Annotated in this window: 19 protein-coding genes; 16 read left to right on the forward strand and 3 right to left on the reverse strand. The window is 71.4% G+C overall.

Features of this window, described 5'->3' with window-relative positions; translation table 11 throughout:
• Position 1: 1 nt before the first annotated feature.
• The 10 genes from JSY13_RS01895 to JSY13_RS01940 all read left to right on the forward strand — a co-directional run bounded on the left by JSY13_RS01895 (position 2) and on the right by JSY13_RS01940 (position 9791).
• Positions 2-1006, forward strand: a complete 1005-nt coding sequence (locus JSY13_RS01895; RefSeq protein ID WP_259607322.1) for a permease prefix domain 1-containing protein — start codon at positions 2-4, stop codon at positions 1004-1006.
• Positions 1007-1016: 10 nt separating this feature from the next.
• Positions 1017-1934: a 1,4-dihydroxy-2-naphthoyl-CoA synthase gene (locus JSY13_RS01900; protein WP_259607323.1), complete on the forward strand. Its 918-nt coding sequence runs from the start codon at positions 1017-1019 to the stop codon at positions 1932-1934.
• A gap of 22 nt (positions 1935-1956) precedes the next feature.
• Positions 1957-3108 carry an AMP-binding protein gene (locus tag JSY13_RS01905; protein ID WP_259607324.1) on the forward strand — a complete coding sequence of 384 codons (1152 nt, stop codon included), beginning with the start codon at positions 1957-1959 and terminating at the stop codon, positions 3106-3108.
• A gap of 50 nt (positions 3109-3158) precedes the next feature.
• Positions 3159-3950, forward strand: coding sequence for a class I SAM-dependent methyltransferase (locus tag JSY13_RS01910; RefSeq protein WP_259607325.1), 792 nt, complete (start codon positions 3159-3161; stop codon positions 3948-3950).
• A 106-nt stretch (positions 3951-4056) separates the two neighbouring features.
• Entirely contained in the window at positions 4057-5250 is a 1194-nt protein-coding gene (locus JSY13_RS01915) for a histidine kinase (protein ID WP_259607326.1), read from the forward strand.
• Between the two features lie 103 nt (positions 5251-5353).
• Positions 5354-5989 (forward strand): response regulator, encoded by a 636-nt coding sequence (locus JSY13_RS01920; protein ID WP_259607327.1) that lies wholly within the window; start codon positions 5354-5356, stop codon positions 5987-5989.
• 292 nt (positions 5990-6281) lie between these two features.
• Entirely contained in the window at positions 6282-7043 is a 762-nt protein-coding gene (locus JSY13_RS01925) for an ABC transporter ATP-binding protein (RefSeq protein ID WP_259607328.1), read from the forward strand.
• Positions 7040-8515, forward strand: coding sequence for an ABC transporter permease (locus JSY13_RS01930; RefSeq protein ID WP_432806430.1), 1476 nt, complete (start codon positions 7040-7042; stop codon positions 8513-8515). The genes JSY13_RS01925 and JSY13_RS01930 overlap by 4 nt, the downstream gene beginning before the upstream one ends.
• 193 nt (positions 8516-8708) lie before the next feature.
• A complete protein-coding gene (locus tag JSY13_RS01935) occupies positions 8709-9365 on the forward strand; it encodes a 2-phosphosulfolactate phosphatase (RefSeq protein ID WP_259607329.1) in 657 nt (218 codons plus the stop codon).
• Positions 9366-9416: 51 nt separating this feature from the next.
• Complete coding sequence (locus JSY13_RS01940; RefSeq protein ID WP_259607330.1) at positions 9417-9791, forward strand: DUF3054 domain-containing protein; 375 nt, start codon at positions 9417-9419, stop codon at positions 9789-9791.
• A 120-nt stretch (positions 9792-9911) separates the two neighbouring features.
• Here JSY13_RS01940 and JSY13_RS01945 read toward each other — a convergent pair whose 3' ends face one another.
• The 3 genes from JSY13_RS01945 to JSY13_RS01955 all read right to left on the reverse strand — a co-directional run bounded on the left by JSY13_RS01945 (position 9912) and on the right by JSY13_RS01955 (position 12236).
• Complete coding sequence (locus JSY13_RS01945; protein ID WP_259607331.1) at positions 9912-10400, reverse strand: SprT-like domain-containing protein; 489 nt, start codon at positions 10398-10400, stop codon at positions 9912-9914.
• Between the two features lie 313 nt (positions 10401-10713).
• Positions 10714-11241 carry a hypothetical protein gene (locus JSY13_RS01950; protein WP_259607332.1) on the reverse strand — a complete coding sequence of 176 codons (528 nt, stop codon included), beginning with the start codon at positions 11239-11241 and terminating at the stop codon, positions 10714-10716.
• 128 nt (positions 11242-11369) lie between these two features.
• Positions 11370-12236 carry a spermidine synthase gene (locus JSY13_RS01955; RefSeq protein WP_259607333.1) on the reverse strand — a complete coding sequence of 289 codons (867 nt, stop codon included), beginning with the start codon at positions 12234-12236 and terminating at the stop codon, positions 11370-11372.
• A gap of 255 nt (positions 12237-12491) precedes the next feature.
• Here JSY13_RS01955 and JSY13_RS01960 point away from each other — a divergent pair, with 255 nt between their 5' ends.
• The 6 genes from JSY13_RS01960 (at position 12492) to rpoB (ending at position 22283) form a co-directional block, all read left to right on the forward strand.
• Positions 12492-14171 carry an ABC transporter substrate-binding protein gene (locus JSY13_RS01960; protein ID WP_259607334.1) on the forward strand — a complete coding sequence of 560 codons (1680 nt, stop codon included), beginning with the start codon at positions 12492-12494 and terminating at the stop codon, positions 14169-14171.
• A 73-nt stretch (positions 14172-14244) separates the two neighbouring features.
• Positions 14245-15249: an ABC transporter permease gene (locus JSY13_RS01965; RefSeq protein ID WP_259607335.1), complete on the forward strand. Its 1005-nt coding sequence runs from the start codon at positions 14245-14247 to the stop codon at positions 15247-15249.
• Positions 15249-16211, forward strand: a complete 963-nt coding sequence (locus tag JSY13_RS01970) for an ABC transporter permease (protein WP_259607336.1) — start codon at positions 15249-15251, stop codon at positions 16209-16211. The genes JSY13_RS01965 and JSY13_RS01970 overlap by 1 nt, the downstream gene beginning before the upstream one ends.
• Before the next feature lie 23 nt (positions 16212-16234).
• Positions 16235-17956, forward strand: coding sequence for an ABC transporter ATP-binding protein (locus JSY13_RS01975; protein WP_259607337.1), 1722 nt, complete (start codon positions 16235-16237; stop codon positions 17954-17956).
• A gap of 150 nt (positions 17957-18106) precedes the next feature.
• Positions 18107-18409: a hypothetical protein gene (locus tag JSY13_RS01980; RefSeq protein WP_259607338.1), complete on the forward strand. Its 303-nt coding sequence runs from the start codon at positions 18107-18109 to the stop codon at positions 18407-18409.
• A 370-nt stretch (positions 18410-18779) separates the two neighbouring features.
• On the forward strand, positions 18780-22283 hold the full coding sequence (rpoB, locus tag JSY13_RS01985) for a DNA-directed RNA polymerase subunit beta (protein ID WP_259607339.1): 3504 nt from the start codon (positions 18780-18782) through the stop codon (positions 22281-22283).
• The last annotated feature ends 20 nt before the right edge of the window (positions 22284-22303 follow it).

The raw sequence follows: 22303 nt of genomic DNA on the forward strand, positions 1-22303 counted from the left end.
CATGCCCACGACCCTCACCGAGCGGTACATCGCCGCCACCATCCGCAGCCTGCCGCCGTCCGCCCAGGACGACGTGCGCGCCGAGCTCGAGGCGTCCATCGCCGACGCCGTGGAGGCGCGTGTGGAGCAGGGGGAGAGCCCCGCCGACGCCGAGCGCGCGGTGCTGAGCGGACTCGGCGACCCGGCCGTCCTCGCCGCCGGCTACGCCGACCGGCCGCTGCACCTCATCGGACCCCGGTACTACCTGGTGTGGTGGCGTCTGCTGAGGCTGCTGCTGTGGATCGTCACCCCGCTGGCGATGGGCGCCGTGCTGCTGGCGCGGCTGCTCACCGACGCCACCGCGGGGGAGGCCATCGCCGCCTCGGTGACGACCGGCATCGGCGTCATCGTGCACATCGCCTTCTGGACGACGCTGGTGTTCGTCCTCCTGGAACGCCGCGGCGCGGAGACGGGCGTCACGTGGGACATCGACCGGCTGCCGGAGCCGCCGCAGAACGCGAGCGGCCGGACGGACCTGATCGGCTCGCTGGTGTTCCTCGCCATCGCCGCCGGCGCGGTGCTGTGGGACGCGGTCCGCGGCTTCGTGCGCGTCGACGGCGAGGCGATGCCGATCCTCGACCCGGCGCTGTGGCCGTGGGGCGTGACGGCTCTGCTCGTGTTGCTCGTGGCGGAGGCCGCACTCGCGGTCCGCGTGTATCTCGCCGGTCGCTGGACGGTTCCGCTGGCCGTGGTCAACACGGTCCTGGCGGTCGCCTTCGCTGTCCCCGTGATGGTGCTGCTGCTGCAGGGCCGGATCGTGAACCCGGAGTTCGTCCGGTACCTCGTCGAGAGCGGTGCGGAGGATGCCGGAGCGTCCGCCGGCGGGATCGTCGCGACGGTCGCCGTCATCGTCGGCGTCGTGATCGTCGGCGGTGCGCTGTGGGACATCGTGGACGGGTGGCGGAAGGCGCTGTCCGCCCGGTCGCCGGCGCCGGCGGCTCCCCGCCGCGAGGCCGTGCCGAACTAGGCTGGACGCCGTGACCGACGCCTTCGTCTCCGACCTGTTCGACCCGGCCGAGTGGGTGCTCGCCCCCGGTGCGGAGGACTACACCGACATCACCGCGCACGTCTCGCGCGACGGCGGCGTCGCGCGGATCGCGTTCGACCGCCCGGAGGTGCGGAACGCGTTCCGGCCGCACACGGTCGACGAGCTGTACCGGGCGCTCGACATCGCCCGCCAGGATCCGCGGATCGGCGCCGTGCTGCTCACCGGCAACGGCCCCAGTCCGAAGGACGGCGGGTGGGCGTTCTGCTCCGGCGGCGACCAGCGCATCCGCGGCCGGGACGGGTACAAGTACTCCGACGACGAGACCGCCGTTCCCGCCGAGGCGCAGGCCAGGGCGGGCCGGCTGCACATCCTCGAGGTGCAGCGGCTGATCCGGTTCATGCCGAAGGTGGTCATCGCCGTCGTCCCGGGCTGGGCGGCCGGCGGCGGGCATTCCCTGCACGTGGTGTGCGACCTGACGATCGCCTCGGCCGAGCACGGCCGGTTCAAGCAGACGGATGCCGACGTCGGCAGCTTCGACGCCGGATACGGATCCGCGTACATGGCGCGCCAGACCGGGCAGAAGATCGCCCGCGAGGTGTTCTTCCTCGCCGAGGAGTACTCGGCTCAGCGGGCGTACGAGATGGGCGCCGTCAACCGGGTCGTCCCGCACGCCGACCTCGAACGCGAGGCGCTGAGGATGGCGCGGACGGTGCTGACGAAGTCGCCCACCGCGATCCGGATGCTGAAGTTCGCCTTCAACGCCGTCGACGACGGACTGGTCGGCCAGCAGGTGTTCGCCGGGGAGGCCACGCGCCTCGCGTACGGCACCGACGAAGCCCTCGAGGGGCGCGACGCCTTCCTCGAGAAGCGCGCGCCGGACTGGTCGCCGTTCCCCTGGCACTTCTGAGCCGCACCCGAGGGAGGAACGGATGCCGCGGCTGATCGGGCTCTCCGGGGACGACCCGAGGGCGGTGCTCGACGGCATCCGTCACGCCCTCGACGGCGGACCTGCCCTCGGGCTGGGCATGCTCGACGACGTGCGGGCGGAGGCGCCGGACGGAACCGCCGCGGTGATCGCGACGTCCGGGTCGAGCGGCATCCCCAAGCGCGTCGTCCTCAGCGCCGGTGCGCTGCGGGCCAGTGCGCGCGCCACGGCCGCCCGGATCGGGCAGGGACGCTGGCTGCTCGCGCTGCCGGCCGGCTACGTCGCCGGCCTCCAGGTGCTCGTCCGCTCCCTCCTCGCCGGCACCGACCCGGTGATGCTGGAGGGCAGGTTCCGCCCCGAGGCGTTCGCCGAGGCCACCCGGGCCGCGGCCGGCGGGGGCGACGGGCTCTACACCTCCCTGGTCCCGGCGCAGCTGGCGACGCTGCTCGACGCGGCGGATGAGGATACCGGCGTCCTCGACGCCCTGCGGGCGTACCGGGCCGTGCTCGTCGGCGGGCAGGCGCTGCCGGAGCCGTTGCGCGATCGGGCGGCGGACGCCGGCATCCGCCTGGTGCGCACGTACGGGTCGAGCGAGACGAGCGGCGGATGCGTGTACGACGGCCTCCCGCTGGACGGCGTCACCGTGCGGGCGGTCGACGGCGAACTGCGGATCAGCGGGCCGATGCTCGCGGACGGATACCTCGGCGACGAGGAGCTGACCGCGCGCGTCTTCCTCCGCGACGCGGACGGCACCCGGTGGTACCGCACCGGCGACCTCGGACTCGTCGAGGACGGCGTCGTCCGTGTACACGGCCGCGCCGACAACGTCATCGTCTCCGGTGGCATCAACGTCTCCCTCGACCGGGTGGAGCGGATCGTCCGGCGCATCCCCGGGTTCGCCGGCGCGGTCGTCGTCGGCATCCCGGATCCGCGGTGGGGCGAGGCGTCCGTGATCGTCGCCGCGCGCGGCGAGGAGCTCCGGCGCAGCGAGGCCGAGCAGCTCGAACGCGCCCGCGACGCCGTGGCGGCCGAGATCGGCCGGCACGCCCGGCCCGCCCGGCTCATCCTCGTCGACGAGCTGGCGGCCCTGCCCTCCGGCAAGCCCGACCGGGAGGCCGTCCGCCGGCTGGTGTCGGAGCTGCGCCGGACGGACTGAACCGCTGCCCGTCCGCATCCGCAGGCCACGCCGCCTGACAGACTGGCCGCATGGCCGTCTACACCCACGGACACCACGACTCGGTGCTCCGCTCGCACAGCAATCGGACGATCGCGAACTCCGCGGCCTATCTCGCGCCGCACCTCGCCCCCGACCAGCGGCTGCTCGACGTCGGCGCCGGTCCCGGCACGATCACGATCGACTTCGCCTCCCGCGTGGCGCACGTCACCGCGACCGAGATCGACGCCCAGGCGCTGTCGCTGTCGCAGGCGCTCGCCGCCCGGACCGGCACGACCAACATCGCGTTCGCCGTGGCGGACGTGCACGCGCTCGGCTTCCCCGATGACGCCTTCGACATCGCCCACGCGCACCAGGTGCTGCAGCACGTCGGCGATCCGGTGCAGGCGCTGCGGGAGATGGCCCGCGTCGTCCGCCCCGGCGGGCTCGTCGCCGCGCGCGACGCCGACTACGCCGGCTTCCTCTGGTACCCGCTGCTGCCCGAACTCGACGAGTGGATGCGGCTCTACCAGGCGGCGGCACGCGCCAACGGCGGGGAGCCGGATGCCGGGCGCCGGCTGCTCTCCCCGGCGCACGCCGCCGGGCTCGCCGACGTCACGGCATCCGCCTCCACCTGGCTGTACGCCACGCCGGAGGAGCGGGCGTGGTGGGGCGGGATGTGGGCCGACCGCATCCTGGAGTCGGCGCTGGCGCGGCAGCTGGTCGACACCGGACTGGCCGGCACCGCCGATCTGCGGCGGATCAGCGCCGGCTGGCGCGCCTGGGCGGGGCACGACGACGGCTGGTTCCTGCTGCCGCACGGGGAGATCCTCGCCCGGGTCTGAATCGCCGGGGCTGATCCGCTCGGGCCCGCCGCGGGTGCGGATCCGCGGACCGGGATACATCTCGCGACGGATGCCGGGCCGCGCGACGCTCCCGTAGCGTGGGGGAGTGATCCGCTCCGTCCCCCGCGTCTGGCTCGTGCTCGACATCGTCGGCAGCGTGCTCGGCTTCGCGATCACGATGCCGCTGTCGTTCGCCTTCGCCGTCGGCTCGCCCAGCGCATGGGTCGCGCCGGAGAGCGTCGCGATCGCCCTGTTCGTGCTCGTCGGCGCTGTGATGTGGGGCGCCGCGGCGATCAGCCGGACCTCGCCGAGCCTGGCGCTGCTCATCGCCTGGGGTGCGGCGATCGTGCAGATGGCCTGCGGTTTCCCCGCCGCCGTGTTCGACATCGCCGTGTTCGGCGTGCTCTTCGCCACGGCCGCCTGGGGCAGCCGCACGCTGATGTGGGTCGGTGCCGGGTCGGCGGTCGCCGGCGGCGTGATCGCCGGCTTCTACATCGCGCTGCTGCAGTTCGGGCCGACGGTGGTCGACACCACGACCGGGCTGCGCCTGGTGACCGTCGGCGGGCTGATCGGCACCAGCGCCGTCCTCGCACTGGTGCTGTCCTGGGGAGCCGGCGTGCTCTGGCGCGTCGTGCTGCGCGGCCGCGCCACCCGCGAGGCCCAGCTGCGCGCGGAGACGGTCGCCGCCGAGGAGCAGGAGCGGGTGCGCATCGCCCGCGACATGCACGACGTCGTGGCGCACTCGCTCGCCGCCGTGATCGCCCAGGCCGACGGGGCGCGGTACGCCGCGGCATCCGACCCCGCCGTCGCGTCCGAAGCGCTCGGCACCATCGCACAGACGGCGCGCGGGGCGCTGTCGGACGTGCGGATGCTGCTCACCCAGCTCCGCCACCGCCAGGGCGACGGCCCGCAGCCGACGCTGGCCGACCTCGAGGCGCTGTTCGCGCAGGTGCGGCAAGCCGGCGTCGAGCCGCGGGTCACGGTCGCCCCGACCCCTCCCGGCGAGCCGCCCGGGGCGATCCAGCTGGCGGTGTACCGCATCCTGCAGGAGGCGCTGACGAACGCCCTCCGGCACGGGACCGGCGACGTCGACGTGCGACTGTCGTGGTGGCCGGACCGGGTGGACCTGGAGGTGGCGAACGGGGTGGCCGGATCCGCCGCGCCGGCGCCGGGCGGCCACGGGCTGATCGGCATGCGGGAACGCGCGCAGCTCGTGGGCGGTACGCTGACGGCGGGGAGGGATGCCGGGCGGTTCATCGTCCGCGCCACGCTACCCATCGTGCCGCCGGTCGGGCCATGACCGCGGCCGTCGACCGTCCGCGGCGCCGTCGAGCCGCACCGCGCGCACTGTCGCGCCGGGATACACCATCGAGGGCGCTGCCGCGCCGCAGCAGGAGGAACGCATGATCAGGGTCGTGCTCGTGGACGACCAGGCGCTGTTCCGTGCCGGCGTCCGGATGCTCGTGGCGTCCCAACCCGACATGGACGTCGTCGGCGAGGCCGGGGACGGGCAGGAGGCGCTCGGCGTGGTCGCGGCGACCCGGCCGGATGTGGTGCTCATGGACATCCGGATGCCGGTGATGGACGGCCTCACCGCGACCTCCCGCATCCTCGCCGCCCCCGATGCGCCCCGGATCGTGATGCTCACGACCTTCGACCTCGACGAGTCGGCGGCGCGGGCGATCCAGCAGGGTGCGAGCGGCTTCCTGCTCAAGGACGCCGACCCGGAGTTCCTGCTCGCCGCGATCCGCACGGTGCACGCCGGATCGAGCGTGATCGCGGCATCCGCCACCCGCGAGCTGTTCGCGCACTTCACGGCGCAGACGACGCCGGTTCCGCCGGAGTACGCCGACCTCACCGATCGGGAGCGCGAGATCTTCGCCCTCGCGGCGCGCGGCCTGTCGAACGCCGAGATCGCGGCGCGCGAGTTCCTCAGCGAGGCGACCGTGAAGACCCACATCTCCCGCATCCTCACCAAGCTGGCACTGCGCGACCGCGTGCAGCTGGTCGTCTTCGCCTTCGAGCACGGACTGGCCTGACCCCCCAGACACGACACATTGTGTCCCTTCCTGCTGGTTGTCACGCCCGGCACCCGCCGATCGGGACACAATGTGTCGCTTCGGGTGGGTTGCGAAGGTCACCCGCCGATCGGGACACAATGTGTCCGTTCGGGTGGGTTGCCGTGGCGGGCACCTGCGGAACGCGACACGATGTGGCTGTTCATGTGGATGCGGGGCGGCGTCACGAGGGGGATGATCATCCTGCGGATGTACGACGGATGCATCCCCGGGGCGATGTGTCGGGCGGGGCCTGGAAAATAGCGTCGGAGGCATGGAGATCACGACCTCGGGCCTCGGGCTCGCCGCCCGCGTCCAGCACCTCACCAAGACCTACGGCACCGGCGATGCGGGGGTGCGGGCGCTCGACGACGTCAGCGTCGGCATCCGCCGGGGCCAGTTCACCGCGATCATGGGGCCGTCCGGTTCGGGCAAGTCCACGCTCATGCACATCATGGCCGGGCTCGACGCCCCCACCGAGGGGCGGGTGTGGATCGGCGACACCGAGATCACCGGCCTCGGCGACCTGGACATGACGATCCTTCGCCGCCGCCGCGTGGGGTTCATCTTCCAGGCCTTCAACCTCGTGCCGACCCTCGACGTGCTGGGGAACATCCTGCTGCCGTTCGAGCTCGACGGCCGCCGACCGAGCGCGATCGAGCGGGCGCGGATCGACGACCTCGTCGATACGCTCGGCCTGGGCGCCCGGCTGAGGCACCGCCCGCACCAGCTGTCCGGCGGGCAGCAGCAGCGGGTCGCGATCGCCCGCGCCCTCGCCACCGCGCCCGACCTCGTCTTCGCCGACGAGCCCACCGGCAACCTCGACTCCGCGACCGGACGCGAGGTGCTGAAGCTCCTCGCCGCGGCCAGCCGTGACCACGGGCAGTCGATCGCGATGGTCACCCACGACGCCATCGCCGCGAGTCACGCGGACCGCGTGCTGTTCCTCGGCGACGGCCGGATCGTGGCCGACCACCCGCGGCAGACCGCGGAGCAGATCGCCTCGTACATGCTCGCGGCGGAGGTGGCGGCGTGACCGCGCTGGTGGCCGAGGCGATCCTCGAGCGCCCCCGGCCGGCGCGGCTGGCGTGGCTGCGTGATCGCGGCATGGGTGCCAGCATCCTCGTCGCCGCGCTGGCCTCCGCGTTCGGCGTGTTCCTCGTCGAGGTCACCGTCTACACGGGCGACCTGCTGAAGTCCGACCCGTTCATCGGCGACAGCGGGACGCTCGCCGCGGTCGTCGCGATCCTGTCCGTGCTGCTCACCGGAGTCGCGATGTACGTCGCGGCGATCGTCACCGCGAACACCTTCTCCACGATCATCGCCGGACGGACGCGCCGCATCGCGCTGATGCGCCTGATCGGGGCATCCGCACGGTCGCAGCGCAGCGAGGTCGCCGGGCAGGGCTTCGTCGTCGGGATCATCGGCGCAGCCGTCGGGCTGGCATCCGGTCTCGGCCTCTCGGCCCTCGGGGTGCTCGTGGGGGAGCGGCTGCTCGAGCGGACCCCGGATACGTTCACCCTCGCCCAGCCGGCGCTCGTGCTGCCCGTCGTCGGCGTCGCCGTCACCACCTGGCTGGCGGCCTGGGTCGGGTCGCGCCGCGTGCTGACGGTCACGCCGCTGCAGGCGCTGGGCGGCTCGGTGGAGCGCTCGCACGAGGAGGTCGCCACCCGCCCGGCCCGTCACGTCGGTGCCCTCATCCTGCTGCTGCTGGGCATCGGCCTGCTCGCGGCGGGGATGGCGCTCGGCCTTGTGACGCCGCTCGGCGTCGTGGTCGCGTTCTTCGGCGGCATCCTGTCGTTCACCGGCCTGGCGACCGGCGCGGTGCTCGTGATGCCGCCGGTGCTGCGCCTGGTCGGACGGATGCTCGGCGACAGCGCGACCGCGCGCCTGGCTGCCGAGAACGCCCTGCGTCACCCCGAGCGCTCGAGCCGGATGGCCATCGGCGTCGTGATGGGCGTCACGCTCGTCACGATGTTCGCGGTGGCGCTGGAGACGACGAAGGCGCTGATGATGGGGCAGATGGAGGGGCAGATGTCGTCCGACGAGATGGCACAGGCGTTCATCGCGCCGATGGACGGGTTCGCCTCGGTGATGATGGTGCTCGTCGCGGTGTCGGCCGTGATCGCCTCGGTCGGGCTGGTGAACCTGCTCACCATCGGGGTGGTGCAGCGCAAGCGGGAGCTCGGGCTGCTGCGGGCGATCGGCCTCACCGCGGGGCAGGTGCGCCGGATGGTGCTGCTCGAGGCGCTGCACATCACCCTGGCGTCGACCCTCACCGGGCTCGTGCTCGGAATCGCGTACGGCTGGATCGCGGCGCAGTCGCTGCTCGGGTCGGTGCCGACGCTGCCGGAGTTCCAGCCCGCCGGACTCGTGCTGCCGGCGGTGCCCTGGATTCCGGTGGCGGTGATCGTCGCCGCGACCGCCGTGCTCACCGTGGTCGCCGCGGTCACCCCGACCCGCCTCGCCACGCGGGTATCGCCGGTGGAGGCGCTCGCCGCGGACTGAGGCGGGTGGGCCGCGGGCGGGGCCGGGTTCCCTCGTCGCGGGGAGGTTCCCGCACCTGCGGATGCCCGGCGGGGTGCGTTCTTCTCCCTGCGGCGGGGGACGTCCTGGTCGCGGGGAGATTCCCGCATCCGCCCCGACGCGCATGCCCGGGCGGGTTCCCTTCCTCGCGGGGATCCGCGCATAGGCTGGACGGATGCCGTCCCCGTTCGACCAGTCCACGTATCAGGTGCGCTTCGAATGGGGCGCCGAGGGCCTCGCCCGGCTCGCTCCGGCCGACGTCGTCGTGGTCGTCGACGTGCTGCGGTTCTCGTCGACGGTCGCCGACCTCGTCGCCGCAGGCGGCACCGTCGAGCTCGAGGCTGCGATCCCGTGGTCGATCAACGGTGCCGCCGTCGCGGCCGCAGCGGATGCCGGGACGGTGCTGCTCGGCTCGCTCCGCAACGCGGCGGCGACGGCTCGCGCGGTGATGGCCGAGCAGGAGCGCCGCGGTGCCCGCACATCGGTCGCCGTCATCGCGGCCGGAGAACGCGCACCGGACGACACGCTCCGCTTCGCGGTGGAGGACCAGCTCGGCGCTGGAGCGGTGATCGCCGCGCTGTCGGATCTCGGCATCGACCACAGCTCGCCGGAGGCCGCCGCCGCATCCGAGTCGTTCCGGGCACTGCGGCGCGCGCTGCGGCACCTGCTGTCAGCCGGCGGCTCCGGCAGGGAGCTCGCCGAGGGCGTTCCGTCCACGGAGCGGATGGCGGACGCCGGCATCCATCCCGTCACCGTCGCGCAGGCGGCGGAACTGGACGCGGTCGACGCGGTACCCGTGCTGCGGGACGGCGTCTTCGTCGCTTTCGCCTGATCGCTCGCGCGCCGCCGACGTTCCCGGATGCCGCGGCGTAGGGTCAGCGCTATGAGGTACCTCCCCGCGCTCATCGTCGACGCCGCCCTCGTCCTCGTGTTCGCCGTGATCGGGCGAGCATCTCACGCCGAGGATCCGTCGGGATTCCTCCTCACCGCCTGGCCGTTCCTGGCCGCGCTCGCCGCGGGGCACCTCCTGGCCGCGCTCCTGCCGGGGCGCCCGCGCCGACCCTGGTCGTTGAGGTGGGGCGCCGTCGTGTGGGTCGTCACCGTCGTCGGCGGGATGCTGCTGCGGCTGGCATCCGGCGCCACGGCGCAGTTGCCGTTCGTCATCGTGGCGACGCTCACGCTCGCGGTGCTCCTGCTCGGGTGGCGGGCCCTGGCATCCGTCGTCCGCCGCAGGTCGGCCACCGCTCCCACGCCCTGACGGCGCGCGGCCGGTTCCCCGCCACATTGTGGCGCCATCGGTCGGTTTCGGCTGTCCGCAGTGGTCGGACGTGACACATTGTGGCTGCGGGCGGGCGGCGGTGCCGCCTCGGGGAGAAGGTCAGCGTGGACGCATGGCGGCGAGTCGGTCGGCCGGCGTGATCTCGCGGCGGGTCCACTCGAACAGGTAGCGCTGGTCGAAGCGCCGCGAGCACTTGGCGCACGACGTGGCACGCGTGGGACGGCGATGCCGGTACGCGATGTGGCCCGCCGGGCAGCGACCGATCCACGGCGCGAGCTCCACCGCCGTCTCCCCGGTGTGGGTCGTTCCGCCGACGTAGCCCAGCTCGCGGGCCACCCGCCTCCACGCGGGACCGTGTGCGGCGGCATGACCGGCGAGCGCATGGGCGACCTCGTGCAGCAGCACCTGGTGGATCTCGTCGTCGTCGAACCGGGCGGCGAGGTAGCGGGAGACGGTGATCGTCTTGGTCTGGTAGTGGCAGGCACCGGCCCGGCGCTTGGCGTGGTCGAAGCCGAACGACCAGGACTCGTCGAGGTGGAGCCTGATCAGTGCCTCGCCCCAGACGCGCACCCGGTCCAGATCTGCCATGCGCTCAGACTAGAACGGATCTCCGACATCGGGCGCGTTTCGTCTCGCTCCGCCTGCGGCGCGCTTGCTCAACGACGGCGAGGAGAGGCCCGGGTGCGCGGCGGAGCGGATGCCGCCGGGAGGAAACCGCACGGCGGAGGGGGCTGTGGGGCGCAGGATTCTCCTGGCGGTGATCGCGCTCGGCGTCGCGAGGAGGAAATCGCACCGCGGAGGGTGCTGGGGAATGCGGGATTCTCCCGGCGGCGGTGCTCGCTCAACGACCGGGAAACGCTGCTCGCTCGGCGACCGGGGAAGCGAGCGGGGGCAAAGGGTGTCAGACGCTGACGGGCTCGGACGTGCGGCGCCGCTCCACGGCCTCGATCGCGAGCAGCGCGGTCTCCAGCTCGCTGTCGTCCGCACCGGACTCGCGGCGCAGGAACAGCCAGCGCTTGAAGCTCTCGCGCGCCTGCTCGTAGTCGCCGGCGTCGTACGCGTTCTTGCCATGGTGCTGGTGGGCGAACGCGGCGATGCCGGCCCAGCGCTGTCCCTCGGCCTCGTTCGCGCACGTCGCCAGCTCCTGCTCGGCGGCGGCGTGGGCGCCGCGGTACTGCAGCACGGTCGCGTGCAGCACCCTGGCCCGGAGCACATCCTTCCGGGTGCCGGCCATGCGCGCCTGCCGCACGGTCTCCTCGGCCAGCACGAGCGCGTCGTCCAGGCGGCCGAGCACCTTCAGCAGCCAGACGCGCTCCAGCAGGGCGGGGATGCTGCGCTGCTGCTCGATCTCGGCCAGCCGGTCGGCGCACTCCCGGGGGTCCACCAGTTCACGAAGCGTCTCGGGGTCGTAACCCTTGATGAAACCCATGACCGGTGGCTCCTCTCTCCGCGACGTCCTTTCCAGTCTGCCTGGCCGACCCGGGAACCCTCTGAGGCACGCCCGGCGCGTGCCGCATCCGCCGTCTCCCGCGTCACGCCCCCGGGCGCTCCGGCGGCTCAGCGCAGGAACACCGAGGCGTCCGGTCGCGGCGAGTCCACGGCATCCGCATCCGTGACGATGCGCGCTCCCTCGGCGAACGCCGCGATCTCGTCACCCTGCGCGATCTTCGCCGGGTGCGGCCCGGCGGCGAGCATCCGCGGCAGCCACGCGGTCGGCAGCGATGTGGCGGATGCCGCGATGACGAGGTTCCCGAACCGACGCCCCTTGAGGACCTGGGTGTCGGCGAGCAGCGCCACGTCGGAGAACACCGCCGCCACGGTCGCGACCTGGCGGCGCGCGAAGGCGAGGCCGGGTCCGTCGGCGACGTTCACGAGCAGCACGCCGGGCGGCGCGAGGAGCGCGGACAGCTCGCGGTAGAACTCGACGCTGGTCAGGTGCGCGGGTGTCCGCGCCCCGGAGTAGACGTCCGAGACGACGAGATCGCACCGCCCCTTCAGCGCGGGCGGCAGGCGCTTCAAACCCTCGCGGGCGTCGCCGATGCGGGTGCGGATGGCCGCGCCCCGCGGCAGGGGGAGCTCCTCGCGCACCAGCTGCACGAGCGGGGCCTCGAGCTCGATCACCTGCTGCCGCGAACCGGGGCGGGTCGCCTCGATGTAACGGGGGAGCGTGAGCGCTCCGGCGCCGAGGTGCACCGCGGTGAGCGGTTGCCCGGGCTCGCCGAGCTGGTCGATCACCGCGCCCATCCGGACGATGTACTCGAAATGCAGGTGCGTCGGGTCGTCGAGGTCGACGTGCGACTGGGGCGTGCCGTCGACGATCAGCTCGAAGCCGCGGGTGAACTCGGACGGGGCGATCTCGACGACGCCGCCATGATCGAGGCGGATGCGGGGGTGCTCGGCGTCCCGGCCGCGTGCTCGTCCCATGAGATGAGGGTACGCGGAAGGGCGGGGTCGGCGGGGGCGGGGCGTTTCGTCTCGGTCGGCTTCGCCGTCCTCGCTCAACGACCGGGAGTGCCCGGGACGGCCGGGGAGGGACCGGGGAGCGCGGAAGCCGATACCGGATCGCAACCGTGGTGAGTTGGAATGTCACGCGGTCGTGGGTAGCGTCGATTTCATCACGTGTGCGGATGCGACGCCGCATCCGATGCGCGCAATGAAGCGTTCAAGGGAAGGCACACCATGCACTACTCACCCACGCGTCGGGGACGGCTGATCGCCGTCGCCGGAGCCGCCGTCGCGGCGATGCTGCTGTCCGGATGCGTCGCGAGCCAGCGCGACGACGACAACGGCGACGAGGGCGCCGCCGAGGTCGACACGACCTTCGTGTTCGCGGCATCCGCGGACCCGGCCAGCCTCGACCCCGCCATCGCCCAGGACGGCGAGACGTTCCGCGTCTCCCGCCAGATCTTCGAGGGCCTGGTCGGCACCAAGCCCGGCACGGCCGACCCGGCCCCGCTGCTCGCCGAGGAGTGGGAGTCGTCCGAGGACGGCATGACCCACACCTTCACCCTGAAAGAGGGCGTCACCTTCCACGACGGCACCCCGTTCAACGCCGAGGCCGTCTGCTACAACTTCGACCGCTGGTACAACTGGACCGGGCTGCTGGCCTCCGAGGCGCTCGGCTACTACTACAACAAGCTGTTCAAGGGCTACGCCTCCAACCCGGCCGACGCCGTCTACAAGTCCTGTACGCCCGACGGCGAGCACTCGGTGACGATCGAGCTGAACAAGCCGTTCGCGGGGTTCGTGGCCTCCCTGTCGCTGCCGGCGTTCGGCATGCAGAGCCCGTCCGCGCTGAAGGAGTTCGGCGCCGACGAGGTGGGCGGCACCGCCGAGGCGCCCGTGCTCTCCGAGTACGCCAAGGCGCACCCGGTCGGCACCGGCCCGTTCAAGTTCGAGTCGTGGAGCACGGGCGAGAACGTCACGCTGACCGCCTACGAGGACTACTGGGGCGAGCAGGGCCAGATCGAGGAGATCATCTTCCGGGTGATCGGCGAGCCCACCGCCCGCCGGCAGGCGCTCGAGGCCGGCGACATCGACGGCTACGACCTGGTCGGCCCGGCCGACACCAAGGCGCTCGAGGAGGCCGGGTTCACGATGGTGTCCCGCCCGCCGTTCACGATCCTGTACCTCGGCTTCAACCAGGCCGTCCCGGAGCTGCAGGACATCCGCGTCCGGCAGGCGCTGTCGCACGCGATCGACAAGGACGCGCTGATCAAGCAGGTGCTCCCTGAGGGCACGCAGAAGGCGACGCAGTTCGTCCCCGAGGTCGTCAACGGCTACAACCCCGACGTGACCACGTACGAGTACGACCCGGAGAAGGCCAAGGCTCTCCTCGCGGAGGCCGGCTTCACCGCCGAGAACCCGCTCAGCCTGACCTTCAACTACCCGGTCAACGTGTCGCGTCCGTACATGCCGAACCCGGAGCAGATCTTCACCGTCCTCTCGAAGCAGCTCGAGGAGGTCGGGGTGCAGATCACGCCGGAGACGGATGCCTGGAGCCCGGACTACCTGGACAAGATCACCGGCACCCCCGACCACGGCATCCACCTGCTCGGCTGGACCGGCGACTACAACGACACCGACAACTTCGTCGGCGTCTTCTTCGGGCAGCCCAGCTCCGAGTGGGGCTTCGACAACCCGGAGCTGTTCCAGAAGCTGACCGAGGCCCGGGGCATCTCGAGCCTGGAGGAGCAGACCCCGCTGTACGAGGAGATCAACGAGGACGTCGCGCAGTTCATCCCGGGCGTTCCGCTCGCCCACCCGGCTCCGACCCTGGCGTTCTCGCCGCGGGTGAAGAGCTACCCGGCGAGCCCGGTGAACGACGAGGTGTTCACGGACATCGTCCTGACCGAGTGATGCCCGGCCGCGTCCCTCTCCCGGTCGCCTTCCGGCCGGGAGAGGGGACCGTGGCGACGATCGGAGATACTTCGTGCTGCGCACCATCGGCAGGCGACTGCTGTTCCTCATCCCCACCCTCTTCGGCCTGAGCATCCTCCTGTTCGCGTGGGTCAGGGCCCTGCCCGGCGGCCCCGCGGTCGCGCTTCTCGGCGAGAAGGCGACGCCGGATGCCGTGGAGCGGGTCAATCGGCTCTACGGCTTCGACCGGCCCCTGATCGAGCAGTACGTCACGTGGATCGGACGGCTGCTGCAGGGCGACTTCGGCGCGTCGATCGTGACCTCGCGCCCCGTCGTGGAGGAGTTCTTCCGCCGCTTCCCGGCGACGATCGAGCTCAGCGTGCTCGCGCTGATCTTCGCCGTCGGCGTGGGCATCCCCCTCGGATACTGGGCCGCGCGCCGGCACGGCAGGTTCAGCGACCACTCCGCGGTGGTGCTGAGCCTGGTCGGCATCACGATCCCGGTGTTCTTCCTGGCGTTCATCCTGAAGTACGTGTTCGCGGTGGAGCTGGGCTGGCTGCCGTCGGACGGCCGGCAGAACCCGCGCATCGACGCCACGCACGTCACCGGGTTCTACGTCTGGGACGGCATCATCACCGGAGAGTTCGACGCCGCGTGGGACGCGATCCTGCACCTCGTCCTGCCGGCGCTCGCCCTCGGCACCATCCCGCTGGCGATCATCGTGCGGATCACGCGCGCCAGCGTGCTGGAGGTGCAGAACGCCGACTACGTCCGCACCGGCAAGGCCAAGGGCGTGACCCAGAGCACCCTGCGCAGCCGGTTCATCCTGCGCAACGCCATGCTGCCGGTGATCACCACGATCGGCCTGCAGACCGGCCTGCTGATCTCGGGGGCGGTGCTCACCGAGACGGTGTTCGCCTTCCCCGGCATCGGATCGTTCCTGGCGCGGGCGATCTTCGCGCGCGACTTCCCGGTGCTGCAGGGCTTCATCATCTTCATCGCGATCGCGTACGCGCTGATCAACCTCGCGGTGGACATCTCGTACAGCCTGATCGACCCGAGAGTGAGGGTGCAGTGATGAGCGCAGTCCTCCCACCGGCCCAGGGGCCCATGGCCGAGGGCGAGGTCGTCGACACCGTCGCGGTGGCGCAGGCCGGCCTGAAGAAGGGACCGGGCGGCTTCTGGCGGGACGTGTTCCGCCGCATCCGCCGCAACCCCACCGCGTGGATCGGAGCCGCCATCGTCGGCGTGTTCCTGCTGGTCGCGGCGCTCGCGCCGCTGATCGCCCCGTACCCGGAGACCGCGCTGCCCGGCGCCAGCGACATCACCCCGACGCACATCCCCGGGCCCGGGGAGCTGCCGGAGTTCCCCCTCGGCCTCGACCGCTTCGGCGGCGACGTGCTCTCCAAGCTCATCTGGGGCGCGCAGGCGTCGCTCATGGTCGGCGTCGTCTCGACCGCCTTCGGCCTCGTCGGCGGGATGCTGCTGGGCCTGCTCGCCGGCACGTTCGGCGGCTGGGTGGACACCCTCATCATGCGCCTCGTGGACATCATCCTGTCGGTGCCGAACCTGCTGCTCGCGGTGTCGATCGCGGCGATCCTCGGCCAGACGCCGTCCGCGGTGATGATCGCGATCGGCGCCTCGCAGGTGCCGATCTTCGCCCGCCTGCTGCGCGCGTCGATGCTGCAGCAGCGCACCTCCGAGTACGTGCTGTCGGCGCAGACCCTGGGTCTCGGCCGCGGCGCGATCACGATGACGCACGTGCTGCCGAACGCGATCGGCCCGGTCATCGTGCAGGGCACGCTGACCCTCGCCACCGCGGTCATCGACGCGGCGGCGCTGTCGTTCCTCGGTCTCGGCGGCGGGCGTCCCGAGACGGCGGAGTGGGGACGGATGCTGACCTACGCCCAGAGCGAGCTGGCGATCGCCCCGTGGCTGGCGTTCCTGCCCGGCATCTGCATCGCGGTCACCGCCCTGGGCTTCACCCTGTTCGGCGAGGCGCTGCGCGAGGCGATGGACCCGCGGACGAGGGCGCGATGAGCGCGCGAGGAGGAGGCGCAGAGATGAGCGAGCGCGACACCGTGACCGCGCAGCCGCTGCTGCAGGTGAGCGATCTGGCCGTGGACTTCACCACGATCGACGGCGTGGTGCACGCCGTCGAGGGCGTCGATCTGGAGATCGCCCCCGGCGAGACGGTCGCGATCGTGGGCGAGTCCGGGTCGGGCAAGTCCACCACCGCGATGGCCGTGATCGGACTGCTCGCCTCGGGCGGGCGGGTCGCCGGCGGCAGCATCCGTCTGGACGGGCGCGAGCTCGTCGGCATTCCGGAGAGCGAGCTGCGCAGCATCCGCGGCCGCGACATCGGGATGGTCCCGCAGGACCCGATGTCGAACCTCAACCCGGTGGCGAAGATCGGCACGCAGGTCGCCGAGACGCTGCTGGCGCACGGCCTCGCGAACCGGCAGAACGTGCACGAGAAGGTGATCGAGGCGCTCGCCGCCGCGGGCCTGCCCGACCCGGAGCGGCGGGCGAAGCAGTACCCGCACGAGCTGTCCGGCGGTCTGCGGCAGCGGGCGCTGATCGCGATCGGCCTGGCCTGCCGGCCGCGGCTGCTCATCGCCGACGAGCCGACCAGCGCCCTGGACGTCACCGTGCAGCGCACCATCCTCGACCAGCTCGCGACGATGACCCGCGACCTCGGCACGGCGGTGCTGCTGATCACGCACGACCTCGGCCTCGCCGCCGAACGCGCCCAGCGCGTGGTGGTGATGCACCGCGGCCGCGTGGTCGAGCAGGGCCCGGCGCGGCGGATCCTCGACGACCCGCAGCATCCGTACACCCAGAGCCTGGTGAAGGCCGCCCCGTCGATCGCCGCCGTGCGCCTGCGGCCGGAGGCGTACCGGCGCCCCGCAGACGCGGGGGACGCTTCGACGGGCTCAGCGTCCGACGGCACAGCGTCCGGCGGCTCGGCGTCCGGCGGCTCGGCGTCCGGCAGTTCGGACAACATCGTCGAGATCGAGAACCTCCGCAAGGTGTACCCGGTCCGCGGCCGCGGCGAGGACTTCGTGGCCGTCGACGACGTCTCGCTCGCGATCCCGCGCGGCGAGACGGTGGCGATCGTGGGGGAGTCCGGCTCCGGGAAGACCACCACGGCACGGATGCTGCTGAAGCTGATCGAGCCGACCGCCGGCAGCATCCGTTTCGAGGGCCGCGACATCTTCGCCCTCGACCGGGCGCAGACCCGCGACTTCCGCCAGCGCGTGCAGCCGGTGTTCCAGGACCCGTACTCCAGCCTGAACCCGATGTTCACGATCGAGCGGCTGATCGCCGAGCCGCTGGAGTTCTACAAGCGGGGCAGCCGGGCCGAGCGGCGTGCGCGCGTGCGGCAGCTGCTCGACGACGTCGCGCTGCCGCAGTCGATGCTGCAGCGGTACCCGTCCGAGCTGTCCGGCGGGCAGCGTCAGCGGGTGGCGATCGCCCGGGCGCTGGCGCTCTCGCCCGACCTGGTGGTCTGCGACGAGCCGGTGTCGGCGCTGGACGTGCTGGTGCAGGCGCAGATCCTCACCCTCCTCGGCGACCTCCAGCGCGAGTACGGGCTGAGCTACCTGTTCATCTCGCACGACCTCGCCGTGGTGCGTCTGATCAGCGACTACGTCTGCGTGATGAAGGACGGCGCGCTGGTGGAGGCGGCGAGCTCTGAGGAGATCTTCACGAACCCCCGCGACCCGTACACGCGCCGGCTCCTCGCGTCCATCCCCGGCAACGAACTCGGCATCGCGTCCTGACGGCGTCGACGGGCCCAGCGGCCGGCACGGCCGGGATCGGGAAGCCCTTGTGCCTGGGCATCCGCAGGTCTAGAACGGTGCTGTGCGGCAATCGGCCGCGCGCGGGCGCCGTGGGACGCGCCCGGGATTCCTCTGGGGATGGGAAGCGACATGAACAAGACAGCGATCGGTGCTGCGCTCGCGCTGGTGTTCGTGCTCGGCAGCAGCGGCACGGCGATGGCGGGGGAGTACACCGGGCAGGGCGGCGACGTCCGCGGCGGGGACAAGGCGCACTCGGCGTGCCACTTCTCCGGTCAGGACGTGCCGGACGACGTGGAGATGAACCCGCCGGGATTCGACGACGACATGATCACCGAGGGTCACGTGCAGAGCTACGGACAGTACGTGCGGGCCGGCATGAAGGCCGTGATGCCGAGCCCCGGCGACGCCTGCCGCGGCAACGTGATGCACTGAGGGGTCCGATCGGACGCTGAGCCCGTCGAAGCGTCGCCCCGCCCGGACACTGAGCCTGTCGAAGCGTCGCCCCGCCCGGACGCTGAGCCTGTCGAAGCGTCGGACCCTTCGACGGGCTCAGGGTCTTTCGATGGGCTGAGGGCCCGTTACCGCAACCTGGCGTCGGCGTCAAGAACCCAGGTGGACATGGCGCGTCGGAGCGTCTATAGTGATACTTTGCGTTCGTTTCTCCCTGCCCTCATATGGTGGTCGGCAGTCGTCGTGTGCCCCGCTCTCCGAGCGATGCGTGCATGCGAGGTGGATTCGAGCGCGCGCTCCACCGACGACACGGAATCGAAGAGCCCCGCCCGGGCTCACGGAGGTTATTCCCTTGGCTGCTGCTCGCAACGCATCCACATCCACCACCACCCCCAAGAACGGACGCGGAGCATCCCGCCTCTCGTTCGCCAAGATCTCCGACACGCTGACGGTCCCCGACCTCCTCGCCCTGCAGACCGAGTCCTTCGGCTGGCTCGTCGGCAACGACGCCTGGAAGGCGCGCGTGGCCGAGGCCAAGGCCGCCGGCCGCACCGACGTCTCCGAGATCTCCGGTCTGGGTGAGGTCTTCGAGGAGATCTCCCCGATCGAGGACCTCGGCGAGACGATGCAGCTCTCGTTCACGAACCCGTACCTCGAGCCGGAGAAGTACTCCATCGAGGAGTGCAAGGAGCGCGGCAAGACGTACGCCGCCCCGCTGTACGTCGAGGCCGAGTTCATGAACCACCAGACCGGTGAGATCAAGACGCAGACGGTCTTCATGGGCGACTTCCCGCTGCAGACCGACAAGGGCACGTTCATCATCAACGGCTCCGAGCGCGTCGTCGTCTCGCAGCTGGTGCGCTCGCCCGGCGTCTACTTCGACAAGACCCCGGACAAGACCAGCGACAAGGACATCGTGTCCGCCCGCGTCATCCCCAGCCGCGGCGCCTGGCTCGAGTTCGAGATCGACAAGCGCGACCAGGTCGGCGTGCGCATCGACCGCAAGCGCAAGCAGTCCGTGACCGTCTTCCTCAAGGCGCTCGGCATGACCAGCGAGGAGATCCTCGCCGAGTTCGCCGGGTTCCCGTCGATCGAGGAGACCCTCGCGAAGGACACCATCCTCACCAAGGATGACGCGCTCCGCGACATCTACCGCAAGCTGCGTCCGGGTGAGCAGGTCGCCGCCGAGGCCGCCCGCGCGCTGCTGGACAACTTCTACTTCAACCCGAAGCGCTACGACCTGGCCAAGGTGGGTCGCTACAAGATCAACCACAAGCTGGGCCTGGACACCCCGCTCACCGAGTCGGTGCTCACGGTCGAGGACATCGTCGCGACCATCAAGTACCTGGTGCGCCTGCACCGCGGCGACGAGACCTTCGAGGGCATCCGCGGCGGCAAGAAGACCGAGATCCGCCTCGCCACCGACGACATCGACAACTTCGGCAACCGCCGCATCCGCGCCGTCGGCGAGCTGATCCAGAACCAGGTCCGCACCGGTCTGTCCCGTATGGAGCGCGTCGTCCGCGAGCGCATGACCACGCAGGACATCGAGGCGATCACCCCGCAGACCCTGATCAACGTGCGCCCCGTCGTGGCCGCGATCAAGGAGTTCTTCGGCACCTCGCAGCTGTCCCAGTTCATGGACCAGAACAACCCGCTCGCGGGTCTGACCAACAAGCGCCGCCTCTCGGCCCTCGGCCCCGGTGGTCTGAGCCGTGACCGCGCCGGCGTCGAGGTCCGTGACGTGCACCCGTCGCACTACGGCCGCATGTGCCCGATCGAGACGCCGGAAGGCCCGAACATCGGTCTGATCGGTGCGCTCGCGACCTTCGCGCGCATCAACTCCTTCGGCTTCATCGAGACGCCGTACCGCAAGGTCGTCGACGGCCGGGTCACCGACCAGATCGACTACCTGACCGCGGCGGAGGAGGTCGAGTTCAACATCGCGCAGGCGAACGCCCCGCTCGACGCGGACGGCCGCTTCCGCGAGAGCCACGTGCTCGCGCGCCCCAAGGGCGGCAGCGGTGAGGTGGACCTGTTCCTCCCCGAGGAGATCGGCTACATCGACGTCTCCCCGCGCCAGATGGTGTCGGTGGCGACCTCGCTCGTGCCGTTCCTCGAGCACGACGACGCGCAGCGCGCGCTCATGGGCGCGAACATGCAGCGTCAGGCCGTGCCGCTGCTGCGCTCGGAGTCCCCGCTGGTCGGAACCGGCATGGAGGGCTACACCGCGATCGACGCCGGTGACGTGATCGCCGCCGAGAAGGCCGGTGTGGTCAGCGAGGTCTCCGCCGACCGCGTCGTCGTCATGCTCGACGAGGGCGGCACGCAGGAGTACCACCTGCGCAAGTTCGACCGCTCCAACCAGGGCACCTCCTACAACCAGCGCGTGATCGTCTCCGCCGGCGAGCGGGTCGAGGTCGGCGAGGTCATCGCCGACGGCCCCGCCACCGAGAACGGCGAGCTCGCTCTCGGCAAGAACCTGCTCGTGGCGTTCATGCCGTGGGAGGGCCACAACTTCGAGGACGCGATCATCCTCAGCCAGGAGCTGGTGAAGGACGACACCCTCTCCTCGATCCACATCGAGGAGTACGAGGTCGACGCCCGCGACACCAAGCTGGGCGCGGAGGAGATCACCCGTGACCTCCCCAACGTCAGCCCCGAGCTGCTGAAGGACCTGGACGAGCGCGGCATCATCCGCATCGGCGCCGAGGTCCGCCCTGGTGACATCCTCGTCGGCAAGGTCACGCCGAAGGGCGAGACCGAGCTGTCGGCCGAGGAGCGCCTGCTCCGCGCGATCTTCAACGAGAAGAGCCGCGAGGTGCGCGACACCTCCCTCAAGGTGCCGCACGGCGAGCAGGGCACGATCATCGCGGTCAAGGAGTTCAACGCCGAGGACGGCGACGACGAGCTCGGCTCCGGCGTGAACCGCCGCGTCGTGGTCTACATCGCCCAGAAGCGCAAGATCACCGAGGGCGACAAGCTCGCCGGCCGTCACGGCAACAAGGGCGTCATCGCGAAGATCCTGCCGGTCGAGGACATGCCGTTCCTCGCCGACGGCACCCCGGTCGACGTGGTCCTCAACCCGCTCGGCATCCCGGGCCGCATGAACTTCGGTCAGGTGCTGGAGACCCACCTCGGATGGGCCGCCAAGCAGGGCTGGAAGATCGAGGGCAACCCGGAGTGGGCTGAAAAGCTCCCGAAGGAGGCGTACGACGTCGCCCCCAACACGAAGGTCGCGACCCCGGTGTTCGACGGCGCCCGCGAGGAGGAGATCGCCGGTCTCCTCGACTCCACGCTGCCGACCCGCGACGGCGAGCGCCTGATCGACTCGTCCGGTAAGACGACGCTGTTCGACGGCCGCTCCGGCGAGCCGTTCCCGGCGCCGATCTCGGTGGGCTACATGTACATCCTGAAGCTCCACCACCTGGTCGACGACAAGATCCACGCGCGCTCCACCGGCCCGTACTCGATGATCACCCAGCAGCCGCTCGGCGGTAAGGCCCAGTTCGGTGGCCAGCGCTTCGGTGAGATGGAGGTGTGGGCCCTCGAGGCCTACGGTGCCGCGTACGCGCTGCAGGAGCTCCTCACCATCAAGTCCGACGACATCCTCGGTCGCGTCAAGGTGTACGAGGCCATCGTCAAGGGCGAGAACATCCAGGAGCCGGGCATCCCCGAGTCGTTCAAGGTGCTCATGAAGGAGATGCAGTCGCTCTGCCTGAACGTCGAGGTGCTCTCGGCCGACGGCACGGCGGTCAACCTCCGTGACACCGACGACGAGGCCTACCGCGCCGCGGAGGAGCTCGGCATCAACATCTCCAGCCGTTTCGAAGCCGCGTCGATCGACGAGATCTGACCCTCGGCCTCAAGAGAACT

The organism is Microbacterium neungamense, assembly GCF_024971095.1.
Lineage (GTDB): Bacteria > Actinomycetota > Actinomycetes > Actinomycetales > Microbacteriaceae > Microbacterium > Microbacterium neungamense.

Excerpts from the sequence above, each read along its gene's own strand:
- JSY13_RS01935 (WP_259607329.1), top strand. The coding sequence starts at position 8,709 with ATGCCGTCCCCGTTCGACCAGTCCACGTATCAGGTGCGCTTCGAATGG.
- JSY13_RS01925 (WP_259607328.1), top strand. The coding sequence starts at position 6,282 with ATGGAGATCACGACCTCGGGCCTCGGGCTCGCCGCCCGCGTCCAGCAC.
- JSY13_RS01980 (WP_259607338.1), top strand. The coding sequence starts at position 18,107 with ATGAACAAGACAGCGATCGGTGCTGCGCTCGCGCTGGTGTTCGTGCTC.
- JSY13_RS01895 (WP_259607322.1), top strand. The coding sequence starts at position 2 with ATGCCCACGACCCTCACCGAGCGGTACATCGCCGCCACCATCCGCAGC.
- JSY13_RS01955 (WP_259607333.1), bottom strand. The coding sequence starts at position 12,236 with ATGGGACGAGCACGCGGCCGGGACGCCGAGCACCCCCGCATCCGCCTC.
- JSY13_RS01940 (WP_259607330.1), top strand. The coding sequence starts at position 9,417 with ATGAGGTACCTCCCCGCGCTCATCGTCGACGCCGCCCTCGTCCTCGTG.
- JSY13_RS01975 (WP_259607337.1), top strand. The coding sequence starts at position 16,235 with ATGAGCGAGCGCGACACCGTGACCGCGCAGCCGCTGCTGCAGGTGAGC.
- JSY13_RS01910 (WP_259607325.1), top strand. The coding sequence starts at position 3,159 with ATGGCCGTCTACACCCACGGACACCACGACTCGGTGCTCCGCTCGCAC.
- JSY13_RS01950 (WP_259607332.1), bottom strand. The coding sequence starts at position 11,241 with ATGGGTTTCATCAAGGGTTACGACCCCGAGACGCTTCGTGAACTGGTG.
- JSY13_RS01945 (WP_259607331.1), bottom strand. The coding sequence starts at position 10,400 with ATGGCAGATCTGGACCGGGTGCGCGTCTGGGGCGAGGCACTGATCAGG.
- JSY13_RS01905 (WP_259607324.1), top strand. The coding sequence starts at position 1,957 with ATGCCGCGGCTGATCGGGCTCTCCGGGGACGACCCGAGGGCGGTGCTC.
- JSY13_RS01960 (WP_259607334.1), top strand. The coding sequence starts at position 12,492 with ATGCACTACTCACCCACGCGTCGGGGACGGCTGATCGCCGTCGCCGGA.
- JSY13_RS01920 (WP_259607327.1), top strand. The coding sequence starts at position 5,354 with ATGATCAGGGTCGTGCTCGTGGACGACCAGGCGCTGTTCCGTGCCGGC.
- JSY13_RS01970 (WP_259607336.1), top strand. The coding sequence starts at position 15,249 with ATGAGCGCAGTCCTCCCACCGGCCCAGGGGCCCATGGCCGAGGGCGAG.